Annotated in this window: 17 protein-coding genes; 7 read left to right on the top strand and 10 right to left on the bottom strand. The window is 76.0% G+C overall.

Features of this window, described 5'->3' with window-relative positions:
* The first annotated feature begins 85 nt into the window (after positions 1 to 85).
* The 4 genes from ACFVGY_RS08040 to ACFVGY_RS08055 all read left to right on the top strand — a co-directional run bounded on the left by ACFVGY_RS08040 (position 86) and on the right by ACFVGY_RS08055 (position 4,492).
* Positions 86 to 2,266 (top strand): SpoIIE family protein phosphatase, encoded by a 2,181-nt coding sequence (locus ACFVGY_RS08040; RefSeq protein WP_385672781.1) that lies wholly within the window; start codon positions 86 to 88, stop codon positions 2,264 to 2,266.
* Positions 2,267 to 2,417: 151 nt separating this feature from the next.
* The gene (locus tag ACFVGY_RS08045) at positions 2,418 to 3,260 is read left to right on the top strand and encodes a methyltransferase domain-containing protein (protein ID WP_385672784.1); all 843 of its coding nucleotides are present in this window, start codon (positions 2,418 to 2,420) and stop codon (positions 3,258 to 3,260) included.
* 67 nt (positions 3,261 to 3,327) lie between these two features.
* On the top strand, positions 3,328 to 3,972 hold the full coding sequence (locus tag ACFVGY_RS08050; protein WP_385672787.1) for a hypothetical protein: 645 nt from the start codon (positions 3,328 to 3,330) through the stop codon (positions 3,970 to 3,972).
* 49 nt (positions 3,973 to 4,021) lie between these two features.
* Positions 4,022 to 4,492: a hypothetical protein gene (locus tag ACFVGY_RS08055; protein WP_385672790.1), complete on the top strand. Its 471-nt coding sequence runs from the start codon at positions 4,022 to 4,024 to the stop codon at positions 4,490 to 4,492.
* Positions 4,493 to 4,501: 9 nt separating this feature from the next.
* On the opposite strand, the gene ACFVGY_RS08060 is transcribed toward ACFVGY_RS08055, so the two are convergent.
* Both ACFVGY_RS08060 and ACFVGY_RS08065 read right to left on the bottom strand, forming a co-directional pair.
* A complete protein-coding gene (locus tag ACFVGY_RS08060; protein ID WP_385672793.1) occupies positions 4,502 to 5,245 on the bottom strand; it encodes a hypothetical protein in 744 nt (247 codons plus the stop codon).
* A 200-nt stretch (positions 5,246 to 5,445) separates the two neighbouring features.
* The gene (locus ACFVGY_RS08065) at positions 5,446 to 7,071 is read right to left on the bottom strand and encodes an ABC-F family ATP-binding cassette domain-containing protein (protein WP_385672795.1); all 1,626 of its coding nucleotides are present in this window, start codon (positions 7,069 to 7,071) and stop codon (positions 5,446 to 5,448) included.
* Between the two features lie 113 nt (positions 7,072 to 7,184).
* On the opposite strand from ACFVGY_RS08065, the gene ACFVGY_RS08070 reads away from it, so the two are divergent.
* The gene (locus tag ACFVGY_RS08070; RefSeq protein ID WP_385672798.1) at positions 7,185 to 7,835 is read left to right on the top strand and encodes a TetR/AcrR family transcriptional regulator; all 651 of its coding nucleotides are present in this window, start codon (positions 7,185 to 7,187) and stop codon (positions 7,833 to 7,835) included.
* A 105-nt stretch (positions 7,836 to 7,940) separates the two neighbouring features.
* Here the strand turns inward: ACFVGY_RS08070 and ACFVGY_RS08075 are convergent, their stop codons facing one another.
* The 3 genes from ACFVGY_RS08075 to ACFVGY_RS08085 all read right to left on the bottom strand — a co-directional run bounded on the left by ACFVGY_RS08075 (position 7,941) and on the right by ACFVGY_RS08085 (position 11,587).
* The gene (locus tag ACFVGY_RS08075; RefSeq protein ID WP_385672800.1) at positions 7,941 to 8,729 is read right to left on the bottom strand and encodes a DUF2785 domain-containing protein; all 789 of its coding nucleotides are present in this window, start codon (positions 8,727 to 8,729) and stop codon (positions 7,941 to 7,943) included.
* 62 nt (positions 8,730 to 8,791) lie between these two features.
* Positions 8,792 to 10,207: a hypothetical protein gene (locus tag ACFVGY_RS08080; RefSeq protein WP_385672803.1), complete on the bottom strand. Its 1,416-nt coding sequence runs from the start codon at positions 10,205 to 10,207 to the stop codon at positions 8,792 to 8,794.
* Positions 10,208 to 10,363: 156 nt separating this feature from the next.
* Positions 10,364 to 11,587 (bottom strand): MFS transporter, encoded by a 1,224-nt coding sequence (locus tag ACFVGY_RS08085; RefSeq protein ID WP_385672806.1) that lies wholly within the window; start codon positions 11,585 to 11,587, stop codon positions 10,364 to 10,366.
* Between the two features lie 109 nt (positions 11,588 to 11,696).
* On the opposite strand from ACFVGY_RS08085, the gene ACFVGY_RS08090 reads away from it, so the two are divergent.
* Positions 11,697 to 12,794 (top strand): helix-turn-helix domain-containing protein, encoded by a 1,098-nt coding sequence (locus ACFVGY_RS08090; protein WP_385672809.1) that lies wholly within the window; start codon positions 11,697 to 11,699, stop codon positions 12,792 to 12,794.
* A 19-nt stretch (positions 12,795 to 12,813) separates the two neighbouring features.
* Here the strand turns inward: ACFVGY_RS08090 and ACFVGY_RS08095 are convergent, their stop codons facing one another.
* Positions 12,814 to 16,053, bottom strand: a complete 3,240-nt coding sequence (locus tag ACFVGY_RS08095) for an amidohydrolase family protein (protein ID WP_385672876.1) — start codon at positions 16,051 to 16,053, stop codon at positions 12,814 to 12,816.
* 258 nt (positions 16,054 to 16,311) lie between these two features.
* On the opposite strand from ACFVGY_RS08095, the gene ACFVGY_RS08100 reads away from it, so the two are divergent.
* Positions 16,312 to 16,767, top strand: coding sequence for an RICIN domain-containing protein (locus ACFVGY_RS08100; RefSeq protein WP_385672812.1), 456 nt, complete (start codon positions 16,312 to 16,314; stop codon positions 16,765 to 16,767).
* A gap of 34 nt (positions 16,768 to 16,801) precedes the next feature.
* Here the strand turns inward: ACFVGY_RS08100 and ACFVGY_RS08105 are convergent, their stop codons facing one another.
* From ACFVGY_RS08105 to ACFVGY_RS08120, 4 genes are all read right to left on the bottom strand, one after another.
* The gene (locus ACFVGY_RS08105) at positions 16,802 to 18,025 is read right to left on the bottom strand and encodes a cytochrome P450 (protein ID WP_385672815.1); all 1,224 of its coding nucleotides are present in this window, start codon (positions 18,023 to 18,025) and stop codon (positions 16,802 to 16,804) included.
* Between the two features lie 256 nt (positions 18,026 to 18,281).
* Positions 18,282 to 19,493, bottom strand: a complete 1,212-nt coding sequence (locus tag ACFVGY_RS08110; RefSeq protein WP_385672817.1) for a glycosyltransferase — start codon at positions 19,491 to 19,493, stop codon at positions 18,282 to 18,284.
* Positions 19,490 to 20,266, bottom strand: a complete 777-nt coding sequence (locus tag ACFVGY_RS08115; RefSeq protein ID WP_385672819.1) for a MerR family transcriptional regulator — start codon at positions 20,264 to 20,266, stop codon at positions 19,490 to 19,492. Before ACFVGY_RS08115 ends, ACFVGY_RS08110 begins: the two co-directional genes overlap by 4 nt.
* 103 nt (positions 20,267 to 20,369) lie before the next feature.
* Positions 20,370 to 20,903, bottom strand: coding sequence for a hypothetical protein (locus tag ACFVGY_RS08120; protein WP_385672820.1), 534 nt, complete (start codon positions 20,901 to 20,903; stop codon positions 20,370 to 20,372).
* Positions 20,904 to 21,085 lie beyond the last annotated feature (182 nt).

Raw genomic sequence — 21,085 nt, forward strand, 5'->3', positions numbered from 1 at the left:
CGGCCCCGGGCGGGGCGGGTACCGCCCGGCGGCGACGCGGCGGGCGGGCCGAGCGCGCGGCTGGGTCCGGGGCGACCATGGTCACGTGGGAGACAAACCGGTACGGGACCGGGGCGCCGGTCACCGGTTGATGGAGGAGGCGCTGGTCGAGACCTGCGCCGAGGCCGGTGCGTCCATCGGCATGTTCTACCTGCCCGAGCCCACCGGGCGGGTGCTGCACCTGGCGGTGACCGTCGGCGTGGCCCGCGAGTTCGCGTCCCCCTGGGCCCGTGTCGGGATGGACGACCCGGTCCCGGTGGCCGACGCGGTCCGCGAGCAGCGCCTCGTATGGCTGGGCGGCCTGGAGGACACGGCCCGCCGTTACCCGCGGGTCGGCCTGGTCGTGCCGTACCGCTTCGCGCTCGCCGCCATCCCGCTGGACGCCTCCGACACGGCGGGCGGGAGGCGCACGGGCGCCGGGCTGGTGCTGCTGTGGCCCGGCTCGCACGGGCCGCGCCTCAGCGACCGGGAGCGGCAGGTACTCGACTCGGGTGCGCAGCGGCTGGCCGGCATCCTGCGCCGGGCCGCCGACGAGGGCCGTGCCATCCAGCCGGAGGCCCACCCGGTCATCCTGGCGCCGCGCCCGCCGCCGACGCCGGCACCCGCGGAGGCGGCGGCGGGCCTGGCCTTCATCCGGCGCCTGCCCGGGGGCAGCTGCGCCCTGGACCTGAACGGGAAGATCACCTTCATCACCGAGCGGGCGGCGGACCTGGTGGGCGAACCCGTCTCGCGGCTGGTCGGTGCCCTTCCGTGGGAGGCGCTGCCCTGGATGGACAACCCCACCGTCGAGGACCACTACCGGGCGGCCATGATCAGCCGGATGCCCCGCAGCTTCCTCGTCGACCACCCGGACGGCCGCCGCCTCCGCTTCGACCTCTACCCGGACGCCAGCGGGCTCAGCGTCCGGATCACCCAGACCGCGGACGAGCCCACGCCCTCCGCCGCCACGCCCCCCGCGGCCGAGGCGGAGCCCTCGCCCAGCCGTGCCAACGCCCTCTACCAGCTGATCCACCTGGCGGCCATCCTCACCGAGGCCGCCCACGCCCAGGACGTCGTCGAAAAGGCCGCCGACCAGCTCGTCCCGGCCCTGGGCGCCCATGCCATGGCCCTGCTGGTCGAGGAGGAGCAGCGCCTGCGCATCGTCGGCTACCGCGGCTACACCGCCGAGCTCATGGCCCGCTTCGACGGCGTTCCCGTCTCCGCCGACACCGCCCGCACACACGTCCTGCGCACTGGTAACCCGCTGTTCTTCGGCAGCCCGGACGAGCTGTTGGCCGCCTACCCCTCGACCCTGGTCCTCGACGGGATGGCCGCCTGGGCGTTCCTGCCCCTGATCTCCTCCAGCCGTCCCGTCGGCTCCCTCATCCTGGGCTACTCCCACCCGCGCACGTTCGCCCCCGGTGAGCGCGCCATCCTGACCGCCATCGCCGGTCTCATCGCCCAGGCCCTGGAGCGGGCCCGGTTGTACGACTCCACCCACCAGCTGGCCCGCAGCCTGCAGACCGCGCTCCTGCCCCGGGTCCTGCCGCAGGTTCCCGGGCTGGAGGTGGCGGCCCGCTACCTGCCCGCGACGCAGGGCCTCGACATCGGCGGCGACTTCTACGACCTGATCCGCATCGACGAGGCCACCGTCGCCGCCGCCATCGGCGACGTCCAGGGCCACAACGTCAACGCGGCCGCCCTCATGGGGCAGGTCCGCACCGCCGTCCACGCCACCGCCGGTGCGCCGCCGGCCGAGGTCCTCGCCCGCACCAACAGGCTGCTGACCGATCTCGAGCCGGGCCTGTTCACCAGCTGCCTCTACGTCCACATCGATTTCACCCGCCGCCGGGCCAGCCTGGCCACCGCCGGCCACCCGCCGCCGCTGCTGCGCCGCCCCGACGGCTCGACCGTGGTGCTGGACCTGCCGCCCGGGCTCCTGCTCGGCATCGACTCCGACACCCCGTACACGGCGACCGAGATCCCCTTCACCCCCGGCGCCCTCCTCGCCCTGTACACCGACGGCCTGGTCGAAACCCCGGGCAGGGACATCGGGGACGCCATCGGCGAGACGGCGGCCCGCCTCACCCGCACCCCGCGACACGCCTCCCTGGACCTGGTGGCCGACAACCTGATCGGGCACGCCCGGCACAGCGCACCCCGGACGGACGACATCGCCCTCCTCCTGCTGCGCCACGGTTACGACGATCCTACTTTTCCTTTGTCCTTCAAGATGCGCTCGAAGTAATTTTACGCCCGTCATAAAGTGGCTGATTGGCGTCGCAGACAGCCCACCCGGAGGCTCGGACTGGCGTGTCGGCACGACGGCGTGGGTAGCGCGTGGTGCGTAGTACGTGGTTGGTACGTGGTGCGTGGTGCGTTTCAGGAGGTGTCACATCGTGGCCCAGGGTGCCCAGGAGCCCTACCCGGCGATGCGGCCGGCGGTCGAGGAGACGTACGGCCCGGCGGACCTGAGCCGGGAGTCCGTCTTCGCCGGAGGATTCATCAACTTCGGCTACTGGAACGCGGTCGACCTGAGCTCCCCCCTCGGCGAGGCCGAGCGCATCCGCAGCCAGCAGGACCTCTACCGGCAGGTCCTGGACGCGGCCGGGCCGCTCGCGCGACTGCGGGTCCTCGAAGTGGGCTGCGGGCTCGGCATGGGCTGCGCGCTCGCCCTGGAGGAGTACGGGCCCGCCGACGTCACCGGCATGGACATCCACCCGCAGCAGCTGGAGCGGGCGCGCGGCACGCACGTCGCCCTGCTGCGCGAGGAACCGGGACGGCTGCGGTTCGTCCGCGGAGCCGCCGAGCGGATGCCCTTCGGGGACGGCGAGTTCGACTCCGTCGTGAGCGTGGAGGCCGCGCAGCACTTCCCGGACCTGGCCGCCTTCGCCGCCGAGACGGCGCGGGTGCTGCGGCCGGGCGGCCGGGTGGCCGTCGCCAGCTTCTTCACCGTGGACGACGCGCCCGACCGCCCGGCCGAACTCGCCGGGCTGCTGCCCACGTTCGAGACCGGCCTGGACATCGCCCGCCCGGTGGCGTCGCTCACGGCCGCGTTCGGCGCCGCCGGGCTCGCGGACGCCCGGGCCCGCTCGATCGGGCCGGGTGTCTGGCCGGGCTGGGACACCTGGCTGGCCCGGCTGTGGGTGCCGGGCACCTGGCCCCGGAACTTCTTCCGGGCGTACGAGCGCCGCGTCATCGACTACTACCTCGTCACCGCGGTCCGCCCGCACCGCGGTTGACCACCCGGGACCGGTACCCGCACCGGTGTGGCGGCCCGTTGTCAGAGGTTACTGCCACACTCGCCGCATGGAGATCGAAAAGGCGGGCGGTGGCTTCGTCAACCCTCATGACCTGCTGCTGCTGACGGACTGGAACCGGGTGGAGCACTGCTGCGAGGACGTGGCGCCGCTGACACCGGAGTTCCTGCTCCAACTGCTCGACGAGGACCCGGTCGTCCAGGGCCATGCGCTCCGGGACCTGATCGAGGCCCTCACCCCGTTGGACACCGTCTTCAGCGCCGCGCCCCCGGCCGCCCTGTTCGTCGCGGCGATCCTGGGGGACCCCCGGACCCTCGCCGAGGTCACCGACCGCGTCGCCGCCGAGGAGTTCCACCTCGGCCCGAAGGAGCCGTTCCCGCTGCGCGTGGGCCTGCTCGACTGGCTCGGCTACACCGCCGAACAGGCCAACCGGCAGCCGACGCCGCCGAACGGCGACGAGGAGGACCTCGACGCCCTCCTCGCCACCGGCCCCACCGTCCTGGAGGCGATACGCCCCTTCCTGGCCGACGCCGCACAGGCGGTCCGCGAGGCCGCCCTGGCCGCCGCCCTGCCGCTGCTCGTCAGGCCCGAACTGGCCCACCACGCCCCGGCCCTGGGCATCGACGAAGAGACCCTGGCCGAAGCCCGCGAGGCGCCCTTCCGGCAGCGGACCGCTCAGGCGCCCCGGTCCTAGGGAGAAATCCGGTTGCCGGGGTGCCACCCCGGGCCTACCCTCCGTCGCGATGGAGATGTCCTTCCGGAAGCTACCGGACAACCAGCACGAGATCCTCGTCCGTGCCCGCAAGGGACCGGACGTCAGGCTCCCCGCCCAGCCGACCGGCCCCACCATGCCGCACGACCTGGTGCACGCGGTCGTGGAGGCCGCCCTCGGCATCGACGACGGCTTCTGGGGGGCGATGGCCCGCGGGGCCACGTTCCAGGGCTTCGAGATGGTCGAACCGGGCCGGCACCGCAGGTCCGGCATGAAGGTGCTCCGCCGGGGCGGCGACGCGGTGATGGCCGCCGAGCTCTCCGTGAACTGGGCGTACCGCGTGTGGCGCGGGCTGGACACGGAGGGCCGGGGAGTCGGCCGCCCGCCCATCGGCCCGGACGCCCTGGCCCGCTCCGGGCCCCGCCTGGACGCGGCCGCCGCCCGCTGGGCCGCGGTCCCCGAGGGCGGGGAACTGGTCTGGCACTGGGGCACCGACCGCTGAGTCCTGCCGCTAACGGAGTTCGGAGAGGTCGACGGACTCCTCGGGGGGCGGGGTCTTGGCCGGCACCGGCTCGTCGTAGTCGGAGAAGTCGGCCCGGCCCCGCTGCCCGTCTTCGACACCCGTGACCCGGAGCAGGTACGGCTCGCCCTCGGTGGCGACGTAGTAGGTGGTCGTGTCGGCTCCGTCCCGGCCGGTGACGGTGATCGCCGCCTTCCCGTCGACGGTGGTCCTCCCGCCCTTCGTCAGGTTCTCCGAGGCGGGCCCCGCGGTGTACTTGCGCTGGAAGTCGGTCAGGTCGCACACCTGGGTGAGGCCGCGCAGCAGGGCGTTCTCGGCATTGCCGTGGACCCACCGGTCGTTGATCAGGGCGGCCGCGTCCTCGCCGGCCGGCCCCGGGACCTGCGACTTCAGGAAGGCCGTGTTCGGTTTCACCCAGATGTCCTGGCCGCGTTTGACTATCTGTGCGCTGCCGCCGCCCTTGGGCAGGCCGACGCTGCCGGCGCAGTTGCCGTTCACGTCGAGGTGCAGGTCCAGGGTGGTGGACCCGGTGGTGTCCTGGACCTGAGCCACCATGTGCACCGACCGGGCGCCGGCCAGTTCGGCCCGTGCCCGGTCGACGATCACCCGTGCGCTCTCGTCCTCGATGCCGTTGCCGGCGGGCGTCGCGCTGCCGGCGGGGGGTGCGAACCCCGCCAGCAGCGTGCTCGCCGCCCCGGCGGTCAGCACGGCGGCCGCCCTCCGGAACCCGGACATCGCCTCACCTCCGAGGGGGGAACGTCTCACCCGATCAGCCTAGGCCGGGTGGACGGAGCGCGCAGGCGGGGGCCGCGAGCCCCGCCGGAGCGATCCGGGTGATCACCCGGTGCTCCAGCGCCGTGGGGCTCACTGCCGGGCCTTCCGTCCGGCGGCGGGGGCCGGGCGAGGGGCAGGCGGTCAGGCGGGGTCAGGCGGGGTCAGGCGGCGACGGCCGTGGTGGCGGCGGGCGCGAGCTCCAGGCGGGTGCCCTGCCAGGAGGCGCACAGCCGGCGGTCGTGGCTGACGACGACCACCGCGCCGGCGAAGCCGGCCAGCGCCGCGTCCAGTTCCTCCGCGAGGGCGGGGGAAAGGTGGTTCGACGGCTCGTCGAGGAGCAGGACGTCCGCGGGTTCGGCGACGAGCCGGGCCAGGGCCAGCCGCTGCCGCTGCCCGGCGGACAGGGCGCCGACCGGTACGTGCAGCCGCTCGGGGCCGAACAGTCCCAGGGCCAGCAGCCGTTCGGCATGCTCCTCGGCGGTGCCGGCGCGCCCTTGGGCGTACGCGGCGAGCAGCGTGCGCCCCGGCGGCGCGGACGGGGGCTGCTGCGTGAGCAGGCCGACGCGCCCGCGTCGGACCACGTGCCCGCGGTCGGGGGCCGCGGCGCCGGCGAGGATCCCGAGCAGGGTGCTCTTGCCGGCGCCGTTCGGGCCCGTGACCAGAAGTCGGTCGCCTGCCGAGAGGGTCACGTCCACCGGCCGGAGCCGACCGTCGACCTGCACGCCGTCGGCCCGCAGCAGGACGCCCGCCCGGGCGGCGGCGGTCAGCGAGGGTGTGAAGCGCAGCGGTTCGGGCGGGGCGGGCACGGGCCGCGCGAGCAAACGCGCCAGCCGCTCCTCGGCGTTGCGGACCCGGCTCGCCAGGGACTGCTGCACCCGGCCGGCGGCCCGGTCGTAGGCCATCTTGTTGCCGTCCTTCATGGCCCGGCCCGGTGCGACGCGGCGGGCGGTGGTGGCGGCCGTGTCGCGCAGCCGTGCCACTTCTGCCTGCCAGTCGCGGTGGGCCTGCACCCGGCGCTGCCGCTCGGCGGCCCGCTCGGTGAGGTAGCCGGCATAGCCGGTGCCGTACCGGGAGGTGGTGTGCAGGTCGCCGTCGACCTCCAGCAGCGAGGTGGTGACCCGTTCGAGGAAGACGCGGTCGTGGGAGACGGCGACGGTGGTGCCGCGCCGGCCGCGCAGATGGTCCTCCAGCCAGACCAGGGCGGAGCCGTCGAGGTGGTTCGTCGGTTCGTCGAGCAGCAGCACCTCGGGGGCGGCGGCCAGCAGGGAGGCGAGGCGCAGGCGGACCTGCTCGCCGCCGGAGAGTCCGCCGACGGTGCGGTCGCGTTCCAGACCGACCAGGCCGAGGCCGTGCAGGGCGCGTTCGAGGCGGGCGTCGGCCTCGTAGCCCCCGCGGAGTTCGAAGGCGGTCAGGAGGTCGGCGTACGCGGTGAGCACGGCGGGGTCGTCGCCGGCGTCGGCCATCCGCGCCTCCAGGCGGCGCATGTCCTGCTCCATGGCGCGCAGTTCGCCCAGCGACCGGTCGATCACCTGCTGGACGGTGAGGTGGGGCGGGAGGTGTTCCTCCTGGGCCAGGTAGCCGATGCCGCCGTCGGCCCGGGCGATGACCTCGCCCCGGTCGGGGCGTTCCGCGCCGGCGAGGAGGCGGAGCAGTGTGGACTTCCCGGATCCGTTCTCGCCGACGATGCCCAGGCGGGCGCCGGAGGGGACGGAGCAGGAGACGGCGTCGAGGACGGGGCGGCCGTCGTAGGACTTGCTGACGTCAAGGGCGGTGAGCTGTGCGGTCACGGGGCGGCTCCAGGGGCTCGGGCGCGGGCGGGTGCGGGGAAGTGCGGCGCGGGCTGCGGAAGATGAGCACCGGAAGCTCCTTAAGGCGACGAATGTTGCGTTAGCATGGTGCCATGGAATCCAGCACCCCCGCAAGCGGCGGTTCCGCGCCGGCCCCCCGCCGCCGCACCGGCGGTCGCAGCGCCCGCGTCCGCGCCCAGGTCGTCGAGGCCGTCGGCGCGCTCCTCCTCGAAGCCGGGTACGACGGCCTGACCGTGGACGCCGTCGCCGAACGGGCCGGCGTCCACCGCACGACGGTCTACCGGCGCTGGCGCGACGTGGGAGGCCTGCTGGCCGACGTCCTCGATGCGGTGGCCGACGACCCCTGGCAGCCGCCGGACACCGGCACGCTGGAGGGCGACCTCACCGCCCTGAACCAGGAGGTGTACGACGCGCTCGCCTCCGGCCCGACCCTGACCGCGGCCCTGATCGCCGTGTCCTTCCGCTCGGCGGAGGCCGCCGGCGCGCTGAGCCGCTTCTGGGAGGACCGCTACGAACGCTGCGCGGTGGTCGTGACCCGCGCGGCCGCCCGCGGCGACGTCCCCGACGGGACCGCGGCCCGCGCCCTCCTCGTGGCCTCGACCGCCCCCCTCTACCACGAACTCCTCCTGCTGCGCACCGCGCCCGACCCCGCGCTGCCCGGCCGGGCGGCACGGGCAGCCGCCGCGGCCGCCCGCGCCGGCGCCTTCCTCCGCACCCCCGGGACCCCGGGCACGGCGGGATGACGTCCCTGCGGTGAACGCGGCGGCCCGGTGCGTGCGGCGCGGGGCGCGCACGGACCGGCCGGGCGAACGGGCCGGGCGAACGGGTGCCGGGAGGCGGTGTCGGCGTCAGCGTGCGTACATCAGGTCCAGGACCGAGCCGAGCCGCTCCTTGAACACCGCACGGTGCGCGAGGGGGACCGGCGCCGCCCCCCGTGCGGGGCGCAGCCCGCGCTCGGTCAGCACGTACAGCATCCGCAGCGTGCGCAGGCAGTTGGAGACCCGGGCCGGCGTCGGCCCGCGGCCCCGGGTCCTCAGCTCGGCCGCGATCGGCTCCAGCCAGCTTGTGGCCTGCTCCTCCGTCAGGTCCTGGCGCGTCAGGGTGCGCGCGATCGCCGTCGCCAGCCGGTCGTCCTCCAACTGCTCCCACACGCACGGCGTCGGTGCCAGCAGACGCTCCGCGGCCACGGCGAGCATCCGGGCCGGCGCCACCTCGGGGCGCAGCCCGAACGTGCCGAGCAGGTCCGCACCGTGGGCCACGGCGTGCAGCCAGCCCAGCTCCTCGTCGTACCCGCGCAGATCGGTCTCGGCCGGGTACCAGCTCGCGAAGGCGTCCACCCACGCCGGGTCGAAGTCGCCCTTCGTGACGAGCATGTCCAGCACCAGCGGGGCGAAGGTGCGGGCCTGGATCTCCGGGTCGCCGAAGCGGGCGGCCATCTCGTCGCCGAGGGCGTGCCGACGTGGCGCGGCTATCACCCCGCGCTCGATCCACGTGCTCAGTACGCCGTAGGGGGCGCCGTCCCGGACCTCGGGATCGGGGTCCGCGAGGGCGCGGGACAGCGCACGCACGACCGCTTCCAGGTCGTGGCCGTCCGGTACGGCGTAGTCGGCTTCTTCGATGGCAGGCCAATTGATCACGGGGCGAGGGTAGGGCGGCCGTCGGTGGTCCGGACAGCGGTTTTCGCCCGACCCGACGGGAGTCACCCGCCCGCCAGCACGTCCCGCAGCCGGCGGGCCTCCCGAACGGTCTGCGACGAGCCGGGCCGCCCCGCGAGCTCCGCCACCCCGGCCACCGCTCCGCGCGCCCCGCAGGCGCGGGCGCAGTCCGCAGCCAGGGCCAGCAGCGGCGGGTGCGGCCGGGGCGGGGTGCCCGCCCGAGCCGCCCCCAGCAGCCCGGGCAGCGCCGCGGCCAGCACCGGCCACACCGCGTCGGCGCCGCCCGCCGCACCGGCGGCCGCCCGGAGGGACTCCACCACGGTCGGCAGCCTGAGGGTGCCGAGCAGCACCAGCCGGGCCAGCGCCCCGCCCAGCAGAGCGCCGTCGAGGCGGCCCCGCGCGGCCAGGGCGGCCAGCGCCGCCACGGCGGCCTCCCGGTCGGCGTCGGGGCGGGCGCCGAGCCCGTACGCCAGGGCCAGGTGCACCGCCGGTCCCGGCGGCCCGTCGCCCGCCGCCAGCGCGGGCAGGAACTCCGCGCCGCCTTCGCCGTCCTGGTCGGCCGTCGCCGCGACCTCCGCCAGCACCCGCGCCGCGACGACCTCCGGGTGCCAGGGCAGGGCGGCCGCGGCATGCCGCTCCCGGTGGCCGAGCAGCAGGTGCCGGCAGCCGATCAGCGGCTCGAACGGGCGGAAGAGCGGCCAGAACGTCCTGGGGAAGTCACCCCGCCCGGGCAGGGCCCCGGTGCCGACCAGGATCCGGCGTCCCACCCTGGCGCCCCGTCGCCGGCTCGGCGGCTGCGGCGGTCCCGGCTCCTGTTCCACCGTCCACTCCGGCCGGGGCAGACCGCCCTGCCGCAGCCACGCGGTGACCCGCGGCCCCTCGGGCAGCGCCAACTCGGCCGCCGCCCGCAGCACGTCCGCTTCGGCGGGGCCGCCGCCGCAGCGCAGCAGCGCCTGCCCGAGGTCCGCGGGCCCGGGCCGGGCACCCGCCTGCTCGTACTCGGTGAGCCGCATGACCAGGTCGCGCGGGTCCACGGCGCCGCCGGCCCGGCTGGGCGTGGCCAGCAGCATGGGCGCGGCCACGCCGCCCCGCAGCCACCCGCAGACCTCCGCGACGCGCTCGTCGATCACCAGGCGGACGGCTTCGTGCTGGCAGGTCTCCAGCCAGCCGCGCCCACCGGCCTCCCCGGCCCGGAACTCCGGGTCGACGGGCCGCACGGCAGCGCGGACGACGGCCAGCAGCCGCCGCGCCGCGGGCGCGCGGGGCCGGTGCACCCCGCTCCAACGGTCCGCGACCGGCCGCAGCGCCCCGGCGAGCCCGGCCCGGTCCCGTCCGGCCCAGCGGACCACCGCGTCGAGCAGCTCCTCGTACTCCGACACGCTGCCGCCGTCGCCGCGGATCAGCCCGTCGGCCGAGCACGCCACCGCCGCGAGCCCGGCGGGCACGCCGTCCCCGATCATCCACCCCACCCGCTTCCGCCCCGTCCGCCCGACCCGGGCGGCGCGCGAGGATAACAAGAGGCCGGTGCGGGGGAGTTCCGCGGGGCGGCCGGCCGGGCCCGCCGTCGGATGCGACGACGGCCCTCGGCGCGGGCCCGTCCGGTACGGGCGACCGCCTCACCGGCCGCGTGCTCCGTCGGCCTGCGCGTACGCGGTGACCGGCGGGCCGGGCCGGCCGCGGTGCGCGCACAGGTGGCGGACCAGTGCGGCGCCGGCGAGCAGGGCGAGCAGCGCGCAGACCGCGGGCCAGCCGTACCACGCGTGGGCGCGGACGCCGAGCCAGGATCCCGCGGTGCCGCCCGAGTAGGCGCAGGTCATGTACGCGGTGTTGAGCCGGCTGCGGGCGTCCGGACGCAGCGCGTACACCCGCGACTGGTTGGCGACCATGCCGGACTGCATCGCCGTGTCCAGCAGCAGGGTGCCCGCGATCAGCGCGGCCAGGCCCGCCGGGCCGCCGAGCGCGCCGCCCGCGAGGACGGCGGCCGACAGGAGGACCCCGCTCAGGGAGACCAGGTTCACCCGGTCCGGGCCGTGCCGGTCCACGAGCCGCCCGGCGACCGGGGTGCACAGCATGGTGACCCCGCCGACCAGGGCCAGCAGGCCGACGGCCTGCGCTCCCAGCCCGTACGCGGGCCCGGTCAGCAGCAGGGCCAGGCTCGTCCAGACGGCCGAGAACCCGCCGAAGACGGCGGCCTGGTAGAAGCAGGAGCGGCGCAGCTCCGGCTCGGCGCGCAGCAGCCGCAGCGGCTCCGCCAGGAAGGCGCCGTACGGGCGGTCGGTGGCGGAGGCGGCCGGGGTCGTGTCCGGCACCGCGTACCGCATGACGGCCGCGAGCACCAGGGTGACGACCGCGGCCACCAGGTACGGGGCCCGCCAGCCCAGCCACTCGCCCAGGACCCCGCCGAACGTACGGGCCAGCAGCATGCCCCCGGTCGACCCGCTCAGCAGCGTGCCGAGCACGGCACCCCGCCGGTCGGGAGCCACCAGGCCCGCCGCCAGCGGGCCGATGACCTGCGCGGCCACCGTCGTCAGCCCCACCAGGGCGCTCGCGGCGACCAGCGGGGGCAGGGCGGGGGCACAGCCCGCGCCCAGCAGGGCCAGACCGGTCAGGGAGAGGAGGACGACGAGGAGCGAGCGGTGCCGGATCCGGTCCCCGAGCGGTACCAGCAGGACCATCCCGGCGGTGTAGCCGATCTGGGTGGCGGTGACCACCAGCGTGGCCGCGCCGGGAGGGACGTCGAGGCCGTCGGCGATCAGCGGGCTGACGGCCTGCGGGAAGTACAGGTTGCCGACGGCCACGGCGCAGGTCACGGCCAGGATCAGCACCAGGCGGCGGCTCATTGCGCCGCCCCGGGGGCCGAGCCCGGCAGGGGGTTCGGGACAGGGGAGGTCATGGAGGGAAGTCCACGGCACCGGGCGCGCGCTGCCAACTCATGTAGCGTACGGCTTAATGATCAGCTTCGAGCTCGGTGTCGAGGACCTCGCGGACACGCGGTTCGCCGTCTCGCCCCTGAGCGAGACCGTCCTGAGCCTGCGCATCCTGCGTGATCCGGGCGTGTCCGCGCTGCACCTGCCGTGGCGCAGGACCGTCCTCGGCCAGCTCGGGGCCCTGGACACCGGCCTGCTGATGTCCCTGGTCGCGGACCGCCTCACCCTCCCCGACTTCCTGACCCCGCGACCCGCGGCCTTCGAGCCCTCGTTCGAGGAGGAGCTGGCCGCCGTCCGTCGGACCCCGCCGGAGCTGGTGCGCCGCGACCTGCTGGCCGCACACGCGCCGGACCCGCTCCCCGAGGTGCTGCGGGCGGCCGTGGAGGCGCCGCCCGCCCGCACGGACGCGTCCGCCGTCGCGCTCCGCGACAGCATCTGCGAACTCCTGCACCGGTACTGGGAGATCGCCGTCCGGCCGGTGTGGCCGCAGATCCGGCTGGTGGCCGAGGCCGACATGACCCACCGGGCGCGGCAGCTGGCCCGGGGCGGGGCCCGGCTGCTCTTCGCCGACATGCACCCCCAACTGCGCTGGGAGGACGGCGGATCGCGGGGCGTCCTGCGGATCCACCGGACGATCGGCGGGTACGAGGCGCGCGCGTCCGGCCGGGGCCTGCTGCTGGTGCCCTGCGTGTTCGCGCACAAGCCGGCGCCGCCCGTCAGCCGGGAGGAACCGCCCTGGCTGCTCTATCCGAGCCGCGGGGTGGCGACCCTCTGGGCACCCGACCCCGGGCCTGCGACCGCGCGCGCGACCGGGCCCGTACCGGCCGCCGGGCCCGGCGGTCCCGGCCGTCCCGGCGGTCCCGGCGGTCCTGCCGGGCCGGGGGCCGCGCCGGCACTCGTACCGCTCCTCGGCGCGCCCAGGGCCCGGCTGCTCGGACTGCTCGCGGAGCCACTGGCCACGGTCGAACTGGCCCGCCGCCTGCGGGTCACGCCGAGCGCGGTCTCCCAGCACCTGCGCGTGCTGTACGGGGCCGGGCTGGTCACCCGGGCCCGCCACGGCCGGCAGGTCCTGTACCGGCGCAGCACGCTCGGCGAGCAGCTCGCCACCGGACGCCCGTAGCGAGCTGAGCTCCGGCCCGTCACGTGTGGCAGCAGCCGTCCCGCAGCATCTGGCGGATCACCGCGAGCCACTCCTCCGACTCCGACTCCGACTCCGAGCCCGGCTCCGCGGCCCCGGCACCGCGTGTCGCCGGGGCGGTGGAACCCGTGAACGTGGTCTCCAGGGCCCGGCGTTCGAACACCGTCCCGCCCCGCAGTGCCGCTCGGACGCGGATCAGGTCGGCGAAGTCGGTGAACGGGTCGCCGTCCACGAGGGTCAGGTCGGCCAGCCTGCCGGGCTCCACCGTGCCGAGGTGGTCCGCCACCCCGAAGACGCGGGCCGGGGTGCGCGTCGCGGTCGTCAGCGCCTCCGCCGGGGTCAGCCCGTAGCGGACCAGCGCCCGCAGGCCCAGGTGCAGGTGGAGGCCGACCGGCACCAGTGGGGCGTCCGTGCCCAGCGCCACCCGGCCGCCGTCCCGCAGGACCTGACGGTAGGTGTCGACCTCCCGCTCCAGGACCGTGAGCTGCTCGGCGGTCGGCGGCTGCGCCGCGGCCGCCCGCACCTCCTCGACGTCCCAGGGCGGCATCAGCGCCGTCACCCGTGGGTCTGCCGCCGCCGCCGGGTCGGCGCCGAGCAGCGGGAGCGCGGTGAACGGCGTGGCGATCAGGTCGAAGCCGCCCTGCGCGTACACCGCCACCGTGTCCTGGTGGGTGCGTCCGCCCGGGGTGGCGCCGTGCCCGTACTCGGCGCGCTCGGTGGCCACCAGATGCGTGGTCAGGTCCTGCCCGGACTGGATCCCGGCCGCGCACAGGTGCGATCCGGCCAGGACCCCCAGCTGCTCGTGGGCGAAGGCCGCCGCCTCCTCCATCTGCCGGTAGGGGGCGCGCACGTACGTCTTGACGAGGTCCCAGTCCAGCTCCGCGGCGCGCCGGAGGGTCCGGGCGAAGCCCTCGCGGGTGCGGTGGGCGCGGCCCATGCTGTAGGCCACGCGCGGCCCGTCGAGCAGCTCCCCGCCGGCCAGCAGGCGGGGAGCCGTGAGCAGCCCGGCCCGGATGTCCTCGCGCAGCCGGGCCTGTTCGTGGGCGGAGCCGCCGAGCGAGACCGTGGTGGTGACGCCGTACGCGAGCTGTAGCAGGCCCTGGCGGGCCCCGTACATGTACGGGTACGAGTGCACGTGTGCGTCCCACAGGCCGGGCAGTACCGTCGCGGCGGACGCGTCGACGAACCGCCCGGCCCGCCGGGTGCGCGCCGGCCGGTGCGGTTCGACGCCGGTGATCCGCCCGCCGCTCACGAGGACGTCGGCGTTGGCGCGGGGCGCCGACCCGGTGCCGTCCCACAGCAGCCCTGCGTGCACGACCGTGTCGACGGGCGCGGGCCGCCGGTACGACAGCACGACCGGCACGGTGCGCGGCGCGCCGGCGGCCCGGCCGTCCGCGTCCAGCGCGAGCAGCCGCAGCCGGGCCCCCGACTGGTACAGCAGCGTGCGGGAATCCGCCGACCACGACGGATGGTCCGCGGGTTCGTCGGTCAGCCTGCGGGCCGGGCCGGAGGGAGCACCGTCCGGGTGCACCGGCAGCAACCACAGGGCCGATTCGCTGACGCAGGCCAGGTGGCGGCCGTCGGGCGACCAGACGGGCCCGCTGGCGTACCGGTCGGAGAGCGAGGCGTGCGGGGCGAGCGCGTACAGCCGGTCCTGCCCGGTCTGCGCGTCGACGACCCGGATGACGTTGTACCCCTCGCGGAAGCGCCGGCTCAGCCGATTGCGGTCGCACAGCGCGAGGTACCGGCCGTCGGGCGACCAGCTGGGCCGGCCGGGCAGGCCGCCCCCGCCGAGCGCCGCGACGAGCGGGGTGTCGTTGCCGGTGGCGAGGTCACGGACGAGGAGCCGGCCGGCGAGGTCCAGCGCCGCCAGCCGGGTGCCGTCCGGGGAGGGGACCCCGTAGACCCGGCCGCCGGCGGCGAGCACCGTGTCCCGGCCGGTCGCCGGGTCCAGGCGGCGCACCGCGTTCAGGCCGGAGCGGTCGTCGGTGTAGACCAGGGCCGTGCCGTCCGCCGTCCACACGGGCCCCTGCACGTACGCGGTGGCGGGGGACCGGAGGATGCGGCGGGGCGTTCCGCCGTCGACGGGCACGGTCCACAGGGAGTTGAGGGCGGCGAAGGCCACGGTGCGGCCGTCGGGTGACAGGCAGGGCAGGTGGACCCCGCGGACCGGCATCTTCCGCTCGGCCTCCAGGACGTACTCCTTCAGCCGCGGCCGGGGCCGGTGGACCTCCAGCACGGCGTCGAGGGGGATCTCGCGGCCGGTGCGGTCCTGGTGGGGGCGGATCACCCGGAACCGGCCGTCGAGCGTGACGAGCAGGTCGTCGGCGCCGATCCAGCGCGGGGGAGCGGGGGCGAGATCGCCGTCGAGGGGGACGGGCCGGCCGTCCACGAACAGGGTCATCGTCTCCGCCCGGCGCGGTCCGGGCAGCGCACACAGCCACGCGGTCCGCCCGGCCGGGGACACCGACGGGGCGAGCAGCTTCCCCTCGGCGGCGGTGTGCTCGACGCGTACGGGACCCTCGCCGCCGGCCGCGACGGAGGCGAGGGTCCGCGCGGTGAGGACGTCCCCTTCGACGGTGCCCCGCACGAAGAGCACCCGGGTACCGTCTGCGGACCAGGCGGGGTCGTAGTCCTCCCACTCGGCCGGCTGGGCGGGGACGCTCCGGCTCGGGGCGTCCTGGCCGTCCTGGCCGTCCTGGCCGGGCAGTCCGGTCAGCCGGCGCAGCCGCCCGTCCCGGACGCCGACCGTCCAGATCCGGTACGGGCTGCCCGCCACCGGATCGCCGCCGCGCTCGGAGCAGAAGGCGAGGGTCTGCCCGTCGGGGGACCAGGCGGGAGCGCGGTGGTCGAACATGCCGTTGGTCAACTGCCGCAGCCCCGACCCGTCGGACCGCATGACCCAGATGTGGAAGGCGCCGCCCCGGTAGGCGCTCATCGCGACGCTGCGGCCGTCCGGGGAGAACACCGGGCGGCACGGCTCCAGATCCGGCGGGGTGAGGGGGGTCGCGGGACCGCCGTCCGGGGGCACCGACCAGAGGACGTTCTGCACCTCGGCGATGACGCGGTCGCCGGAGGCGGTGGCGGTCGCCGCGCCGTTGGTCGCGGCCGTGAACCGGAGTCCGACCGCCCGACCGGCCGCGGCTGCCGTGGCGGCCGGCGCCCCCGGGGCCCCGTCGGCCGCGGCCCCGGCAGCCTCCGCAGCCCCTGCCGGGGCTGCGGCCGGCAGGACCGTCAGCACGCCACCGGAGACCGCCTTCAGAACAGCCCTGCGCCGCACCCGCACCACAACCTCTCGCCCTGCTCCGCTGATGACCGCCCGTCAGCCGCTGAACGATCAAGAGGTGCGGGAGGCAACGGTACGGGTTCCGGGCGGGCCCACCTGCCGGTGCGGGGCTGTGGGCACGTGATCGTTTCTGCGGTGAAACCGCTCCACCGTACGGGTGAGTCGCCTCCCGCTGCCCTGTCGCCCCTCGGACGCGGCCGGTACACCCAGACCGTGATCAAGAAACTGCTGCGCGGCCTTCCTGCGCTCGCCCTCGCCGCTCTGCCCCTCCTCGTGACCGCGCCGCCCGCCCACGCTGCGAGCACCTTCCGGATCGTCACGGCCCTCAACGCCAAGTGCCTCGCCTCCAACGGCGACAACGTCGAGGTGCAGACCTGTCGCGGCACCGGAAACCAGCTCTGGTACTGGGACGCCGGCAAGCTGCGCAACCTGGCCGAGCTGCACTGCCTCGACGTCCGCAACGGCGAGGTCGACGCCGCGGCCCAGGCGGTCGGCGACTGCCACGGACTGCCCAACCAGCAGTGGCGGACCGACGGCGCCTGGCTGCGCACGCAGGTCAACAACCAGTGCCTGAGCATCCAGAACAGCGGCGACCCGAACGAGCACGCGGGCGTCAACCTCCGCAACTGCGGCCCGTACGCCTGGCAGCACTGGCGCTTCGAGGCCTGACCCGCGGGGCCGCTGACCGGAGCCGCCCGGGCGCCTACCAGGTCACGTGCAGCGCCTCCGGCGAGCGGTGGATCAGCGTCGGGTGCATCCGCGGTCGCGGACGGTCCCCGGCCAGCCGCAGATCCGGCAGCCTGCGGGTCAACAGCTCCAGCGTCAGGCGCAGTTGTTCCCGGGCCAGCCGGGATCCCGGGCAGCCGTGGGGGCCGTGCCCGAACGCGAGGTGGCTCCGGTCCGCGCGGCGCCGGATGTCGAACTCCCCGGGCCGCTCGTACCGTTGGCCGTCGCGGTTGGCGGAGCCGTACGCCACGAGCAGGACCGCGCCGGCGGGCAGCTCGGTCCCGGCCAGGGTCACCGGCCGGGTGGTGGTCCGGCGGAAGGCCTGCACGGCCGCGTCGAAGCGCGCGCCCTCCTCCACCGCGGCCGGGGCCAGACCCGGGTCGGCGCACAGCATCCGCCACTGCTCCCGGTCGGCCAGGAGGTGCAGCAGGGTGGTCGCGATGAGCGCGCTCGTCGTGAGGAAGCCGGCGATCAGCAGGTTCTGCAGGGCGGCCACCAGCTCGTGGCGCTGCTCCAGGGTCAGCTCCGCGTCCCCGGGGGCCAGCGCGGCCACCAGTTCCGAGCACAGGTCGTCGCGGGGGCGGGCGCGCCGGTCGCGGGCGAGGCGGTCCAGCAGGTGTTGGAGGGCGACCACGTCCTCGGCGGCGGCCGCCTGCGCCTGCGGCGACAGCGGACGGAAGGCCATCTCCTCGGCCCGGTATCCGCCCTGCACGGCCGCGGGAACGTCCACCGGGTCCAGCCCGATCAGCCGCCCGATCACCTGTCCGGGCAGCCGCCGGGCGTACGCCTGCACCAGTTCCGCGGACCCGTCGGTGGCGAATGCGTCCACCAGCGCGTCCGCACAGGTCCGGGCGTACGGGACCACCGCCGCGACCCGGGCGGCGGACAGCCCCCGGCTCAGCGGGGCGCGGAGCCGGCGGTGGGCGGCTCCGTCCGAGGAGACGACGGTGGGCCGCGGCGCGAAACCGCGCGCGAGCACGCCCAAGGCCTCCTGCGACGGCGGTACGTCCGGCAGCAGGGCGTGCGCCGAGGAGAAGTCCTCCGCACGGCGGAGCACTTCCCGCACGTCCCGGTCGCGTGCCACCAGCCAGGCGTCGGCCTCCGGTACGTACAGCAGACCCTCGGCCCGGCGGGCCCGGGTGTAGCGGGGATACGGGTCGCGGTAGAACTCGTCCCGCCTCGCCTCGTCCTGCGGTGCCACGCGGCCTCCGGGGGTCGGTCGGTCCGGCCGCCGCGCCCGGCGGCCCGGACGGGGTTCCGGTGCGTCGGCATCCTGCCCGACGCCGGGCCCGCCCGGAAGACCGCCTCGCCGCCCCACCGGGCCGGTGCGGCACGTGCAGGCGACCGCCGCCTGCGCGGCCGGCTGTCGAACGCGCGGGCCCACCGCTCCGGAGGCGCCGCCCCCGGCCCGGAGCGACGCCCGGCCCGCAGGGGGAAGCGCCCACCGGCGCCCGCGATCAACGGGACAGCAGGCGCTCCACCTCGCGGACGACGTGCCCCGACCCGTCCTCGGCAGCCATCCGCCGGGCGACGGCTGCGGCCCGCGCGCGGTGCTGCGGTTCCTCCACCGCCTCGCGCAGGGCCCGGGCCAGGGCGGGCGCGGAGAGCTCCTTGAAGGGCAGCGGCCCGGTGGCGGCGCCCAGGGCCGCGACCCGGCCGGCCCAGAACGGCTGGTCGGCCGTGACCGGCACGGGTACGGCGGGCACACCCGCCCGCAGCGCGGCGGCCGTCGTACCGGCGCCCCCGTGGTGCACCACGGCCGCCGTACGCGCAAAGAGCAGTTGGTGCGGCACCTCGCCGACGGCCAGGACGTCGTCACCGGTGGCGTGCAGGCCTGCCGCCCCGGCCTGGAGGACGCCCCGGAGTCCGGCCTCCCGCAGGGCCCGTACCGCGATGTCGCCGAGCCGTTCGCCCTCGCCGGCCGCCATGCTGCCGAAGCCGATGAAGACCGGAGGCGGCCCGGCGTCCAGGAAGTCGGCCAGCTCCGCGGGGAGCCGGGCGTCCTCCGGGCAGTGCGGCCACCAGTTGCCGACGACCTCCAGGCCCGCCCGCCAGTCGTCGGGGCGGGGGAGCAGGGCGGAGCCGAAGCCGTGCAGCACCGTCCAGCCGGCCCGGTCCACCCGCTTGCGTACCGCCCGCTGGGCGACCGGCGGGAGGCCGAGGGTGCCGCGCAGCTCCCGCGCGGCCTCGGCGTGCATCCGGTCGACCACGCGCAGCGCGAGGCTCCCCGCGGCCCGGTTCCCCCACGGGCCGAGGGAGCGGCCGGCGGCCACCACCGGAGGGAAGCCGGCCGTGGGCGCCACCGGCTGCAGGTACACGCCCAGCGCTGGTACCCCCAGGGCCTCGGCCAGGTGCCAGCCCAGCGGTGCCGTCGTGGTCGACAGCAGCAGGACGTCCGCCCCGCCGGATGCGGCGAGGCCCGCCATGCCGTGCCCGAGCTCCCGCACGAAGGCGGCGGCCCGGCGCATCATCCCCCCGCTGCCGGCGTGCCCTCCGCCCGGATCGGCCGCGATCCCCCGGAACTCCAGCCCGGCCCCCTGCACGAGGTCCGCGAACTGCTCGGGAGCCGCCAGCGCGACATGGAACCCGGCTTCCCGCAGCCGGCGCCCCAGACCGGTGTAGGGGGCGACGTCGCCGTACGATCCCGCCGCCGTGATCAGTACCCTCATCGCGACCGCACCCGCCCCGCGTTGGCGTGCACGGCGTCCCGCAGGTAGCGGTCGAGCCCCGGACGCTGCTCGGGGGCGGGCACGACGAGGGCGAACGCGCGCGCGTCCTCGACGTACTCGTCCGCGATCCGGCAGTGCATCTCCGGCGGGCACGGCGTGAACCAGCGGCCGATGTGCCCGCGGTGCTCCTCGGCGAGGTCCATGGCCCGGAGGCCGTCGCAGGCCGCCCCCTCCTCGAAGGCCGCGACGAGCGACCGCCGCCAGCCCGCGGCCTCGGCCATGATGGCGCGCCAGTCCTCCTTGGTGTGGGCGGCGGCCCGGGCCATGGACCGCTGGTGGCCTTCGCTCTCGCCCCACTTCAGGTGCGCGTCGGTCGCGTAGCTCAGGTCGAACGCGACGTCCCCGAACACCTCGAACCGCTCCTGCGGGGTGAGCCGTACGCCGGTCTGCTGGACCTCGATGGCCCGCTCGGCGACCTCCACCAGGCACTGCAGGCGGGTGATCTGCTCCTTCAGCGACCGGTGGCGCTCCCGCAGGTGGCCGAGGGCGTCCGCGTCGGGATCGGCCATGATCGTGCGGATCTCGTCGAGGGAGAAGCCGAGTTCGCGGTAGAAGAGGATCTGCTGGAGCCGCGCCAGGTCCGCGTCGCTGTAGAGCCGGTAGCCGGCCGGGCTGCGCTCGCTGGGCGACAGCAGCCGTGCCTTGTCGTAGTGATGCAGGGTGCGCACGGTGACCCCGGCGAATCCGGACACCTGTCCGACTGAATAACTCATGAAACGACCTTTCCGTTCCGTCGGACCGAGCCTGCGGCCTGACGTAAGGGGAGGGTCAAGCGGGGCCCGGACGACGCGGGCGGGACCACGGGCCGGCGCTGTGTCACCCGTCGGGGGACACCCCGAGGTCGCGGCGCATCGCGGCCCGCATGTCCCGGAGCAGGTCCCATGTCTGCGCCTGGGCCGCGGCGACGGCGTCGGCCGCGTCCCCGGCCGCGTCCCCGGCCGCCTGGCTGCGTTCGAGCCGCTTGACCCGGCCGTAGACCGCAGTCAGCGCCTGGTTGACCGCACCCGCCCGAGCGAGCACCTCGTCGGGGGCGGTCATCTGCGCCTCGGAGTACCGGTCGCGGTGGGCCCGCTTCGCCTCGTCGAGCGCCTGCCGGTCGGCGTCCTCGACGGCACCATCGCGGATGAGGTGGAGGTGGTGGTTGAGCGCCGTGGTGAACTGGCGTGCGTCCCGGTTGAGCTCCACGTAACAGGTGCGCCGCAGGAGCAGGTCGTCGCGGGTCCGCTCCTGGTCGCGGACCAGGTCCAGCTCCCGGCGCTTCCCCCGTTCGGCGGCGCGCTGGGTGACGAAGGCTCCCCCCAGCGTGCCCGCCATGCCCGCCACCGCGATGACCACCGCACCGATGTCCACGTATCCCCCTGACAGCCCCTCATGCCCCGCCCATGTTAGGCGGACCGCAGGTCAGCGCTCTTCCCCGTCGAACCTGCCGGTGCCGCCCCCCCGGGGCCCCCGCGCCGCGGGGCCGGCCGCGCCCGCGGCGGGGCCGGGGGGGTGTGTATAGACAAAAAACACCCACCACAACCCACGCAAGA

Source organism: Streptomyces sp. NPDC127106 (genome assembly GCF_042677605.1).
Taxonomy (GTDB): domain Bacteria; phylum Actinomycetota; class Actinomycetes; order Streptomycetales; family Streptomycetaceae; genus Streptomyces.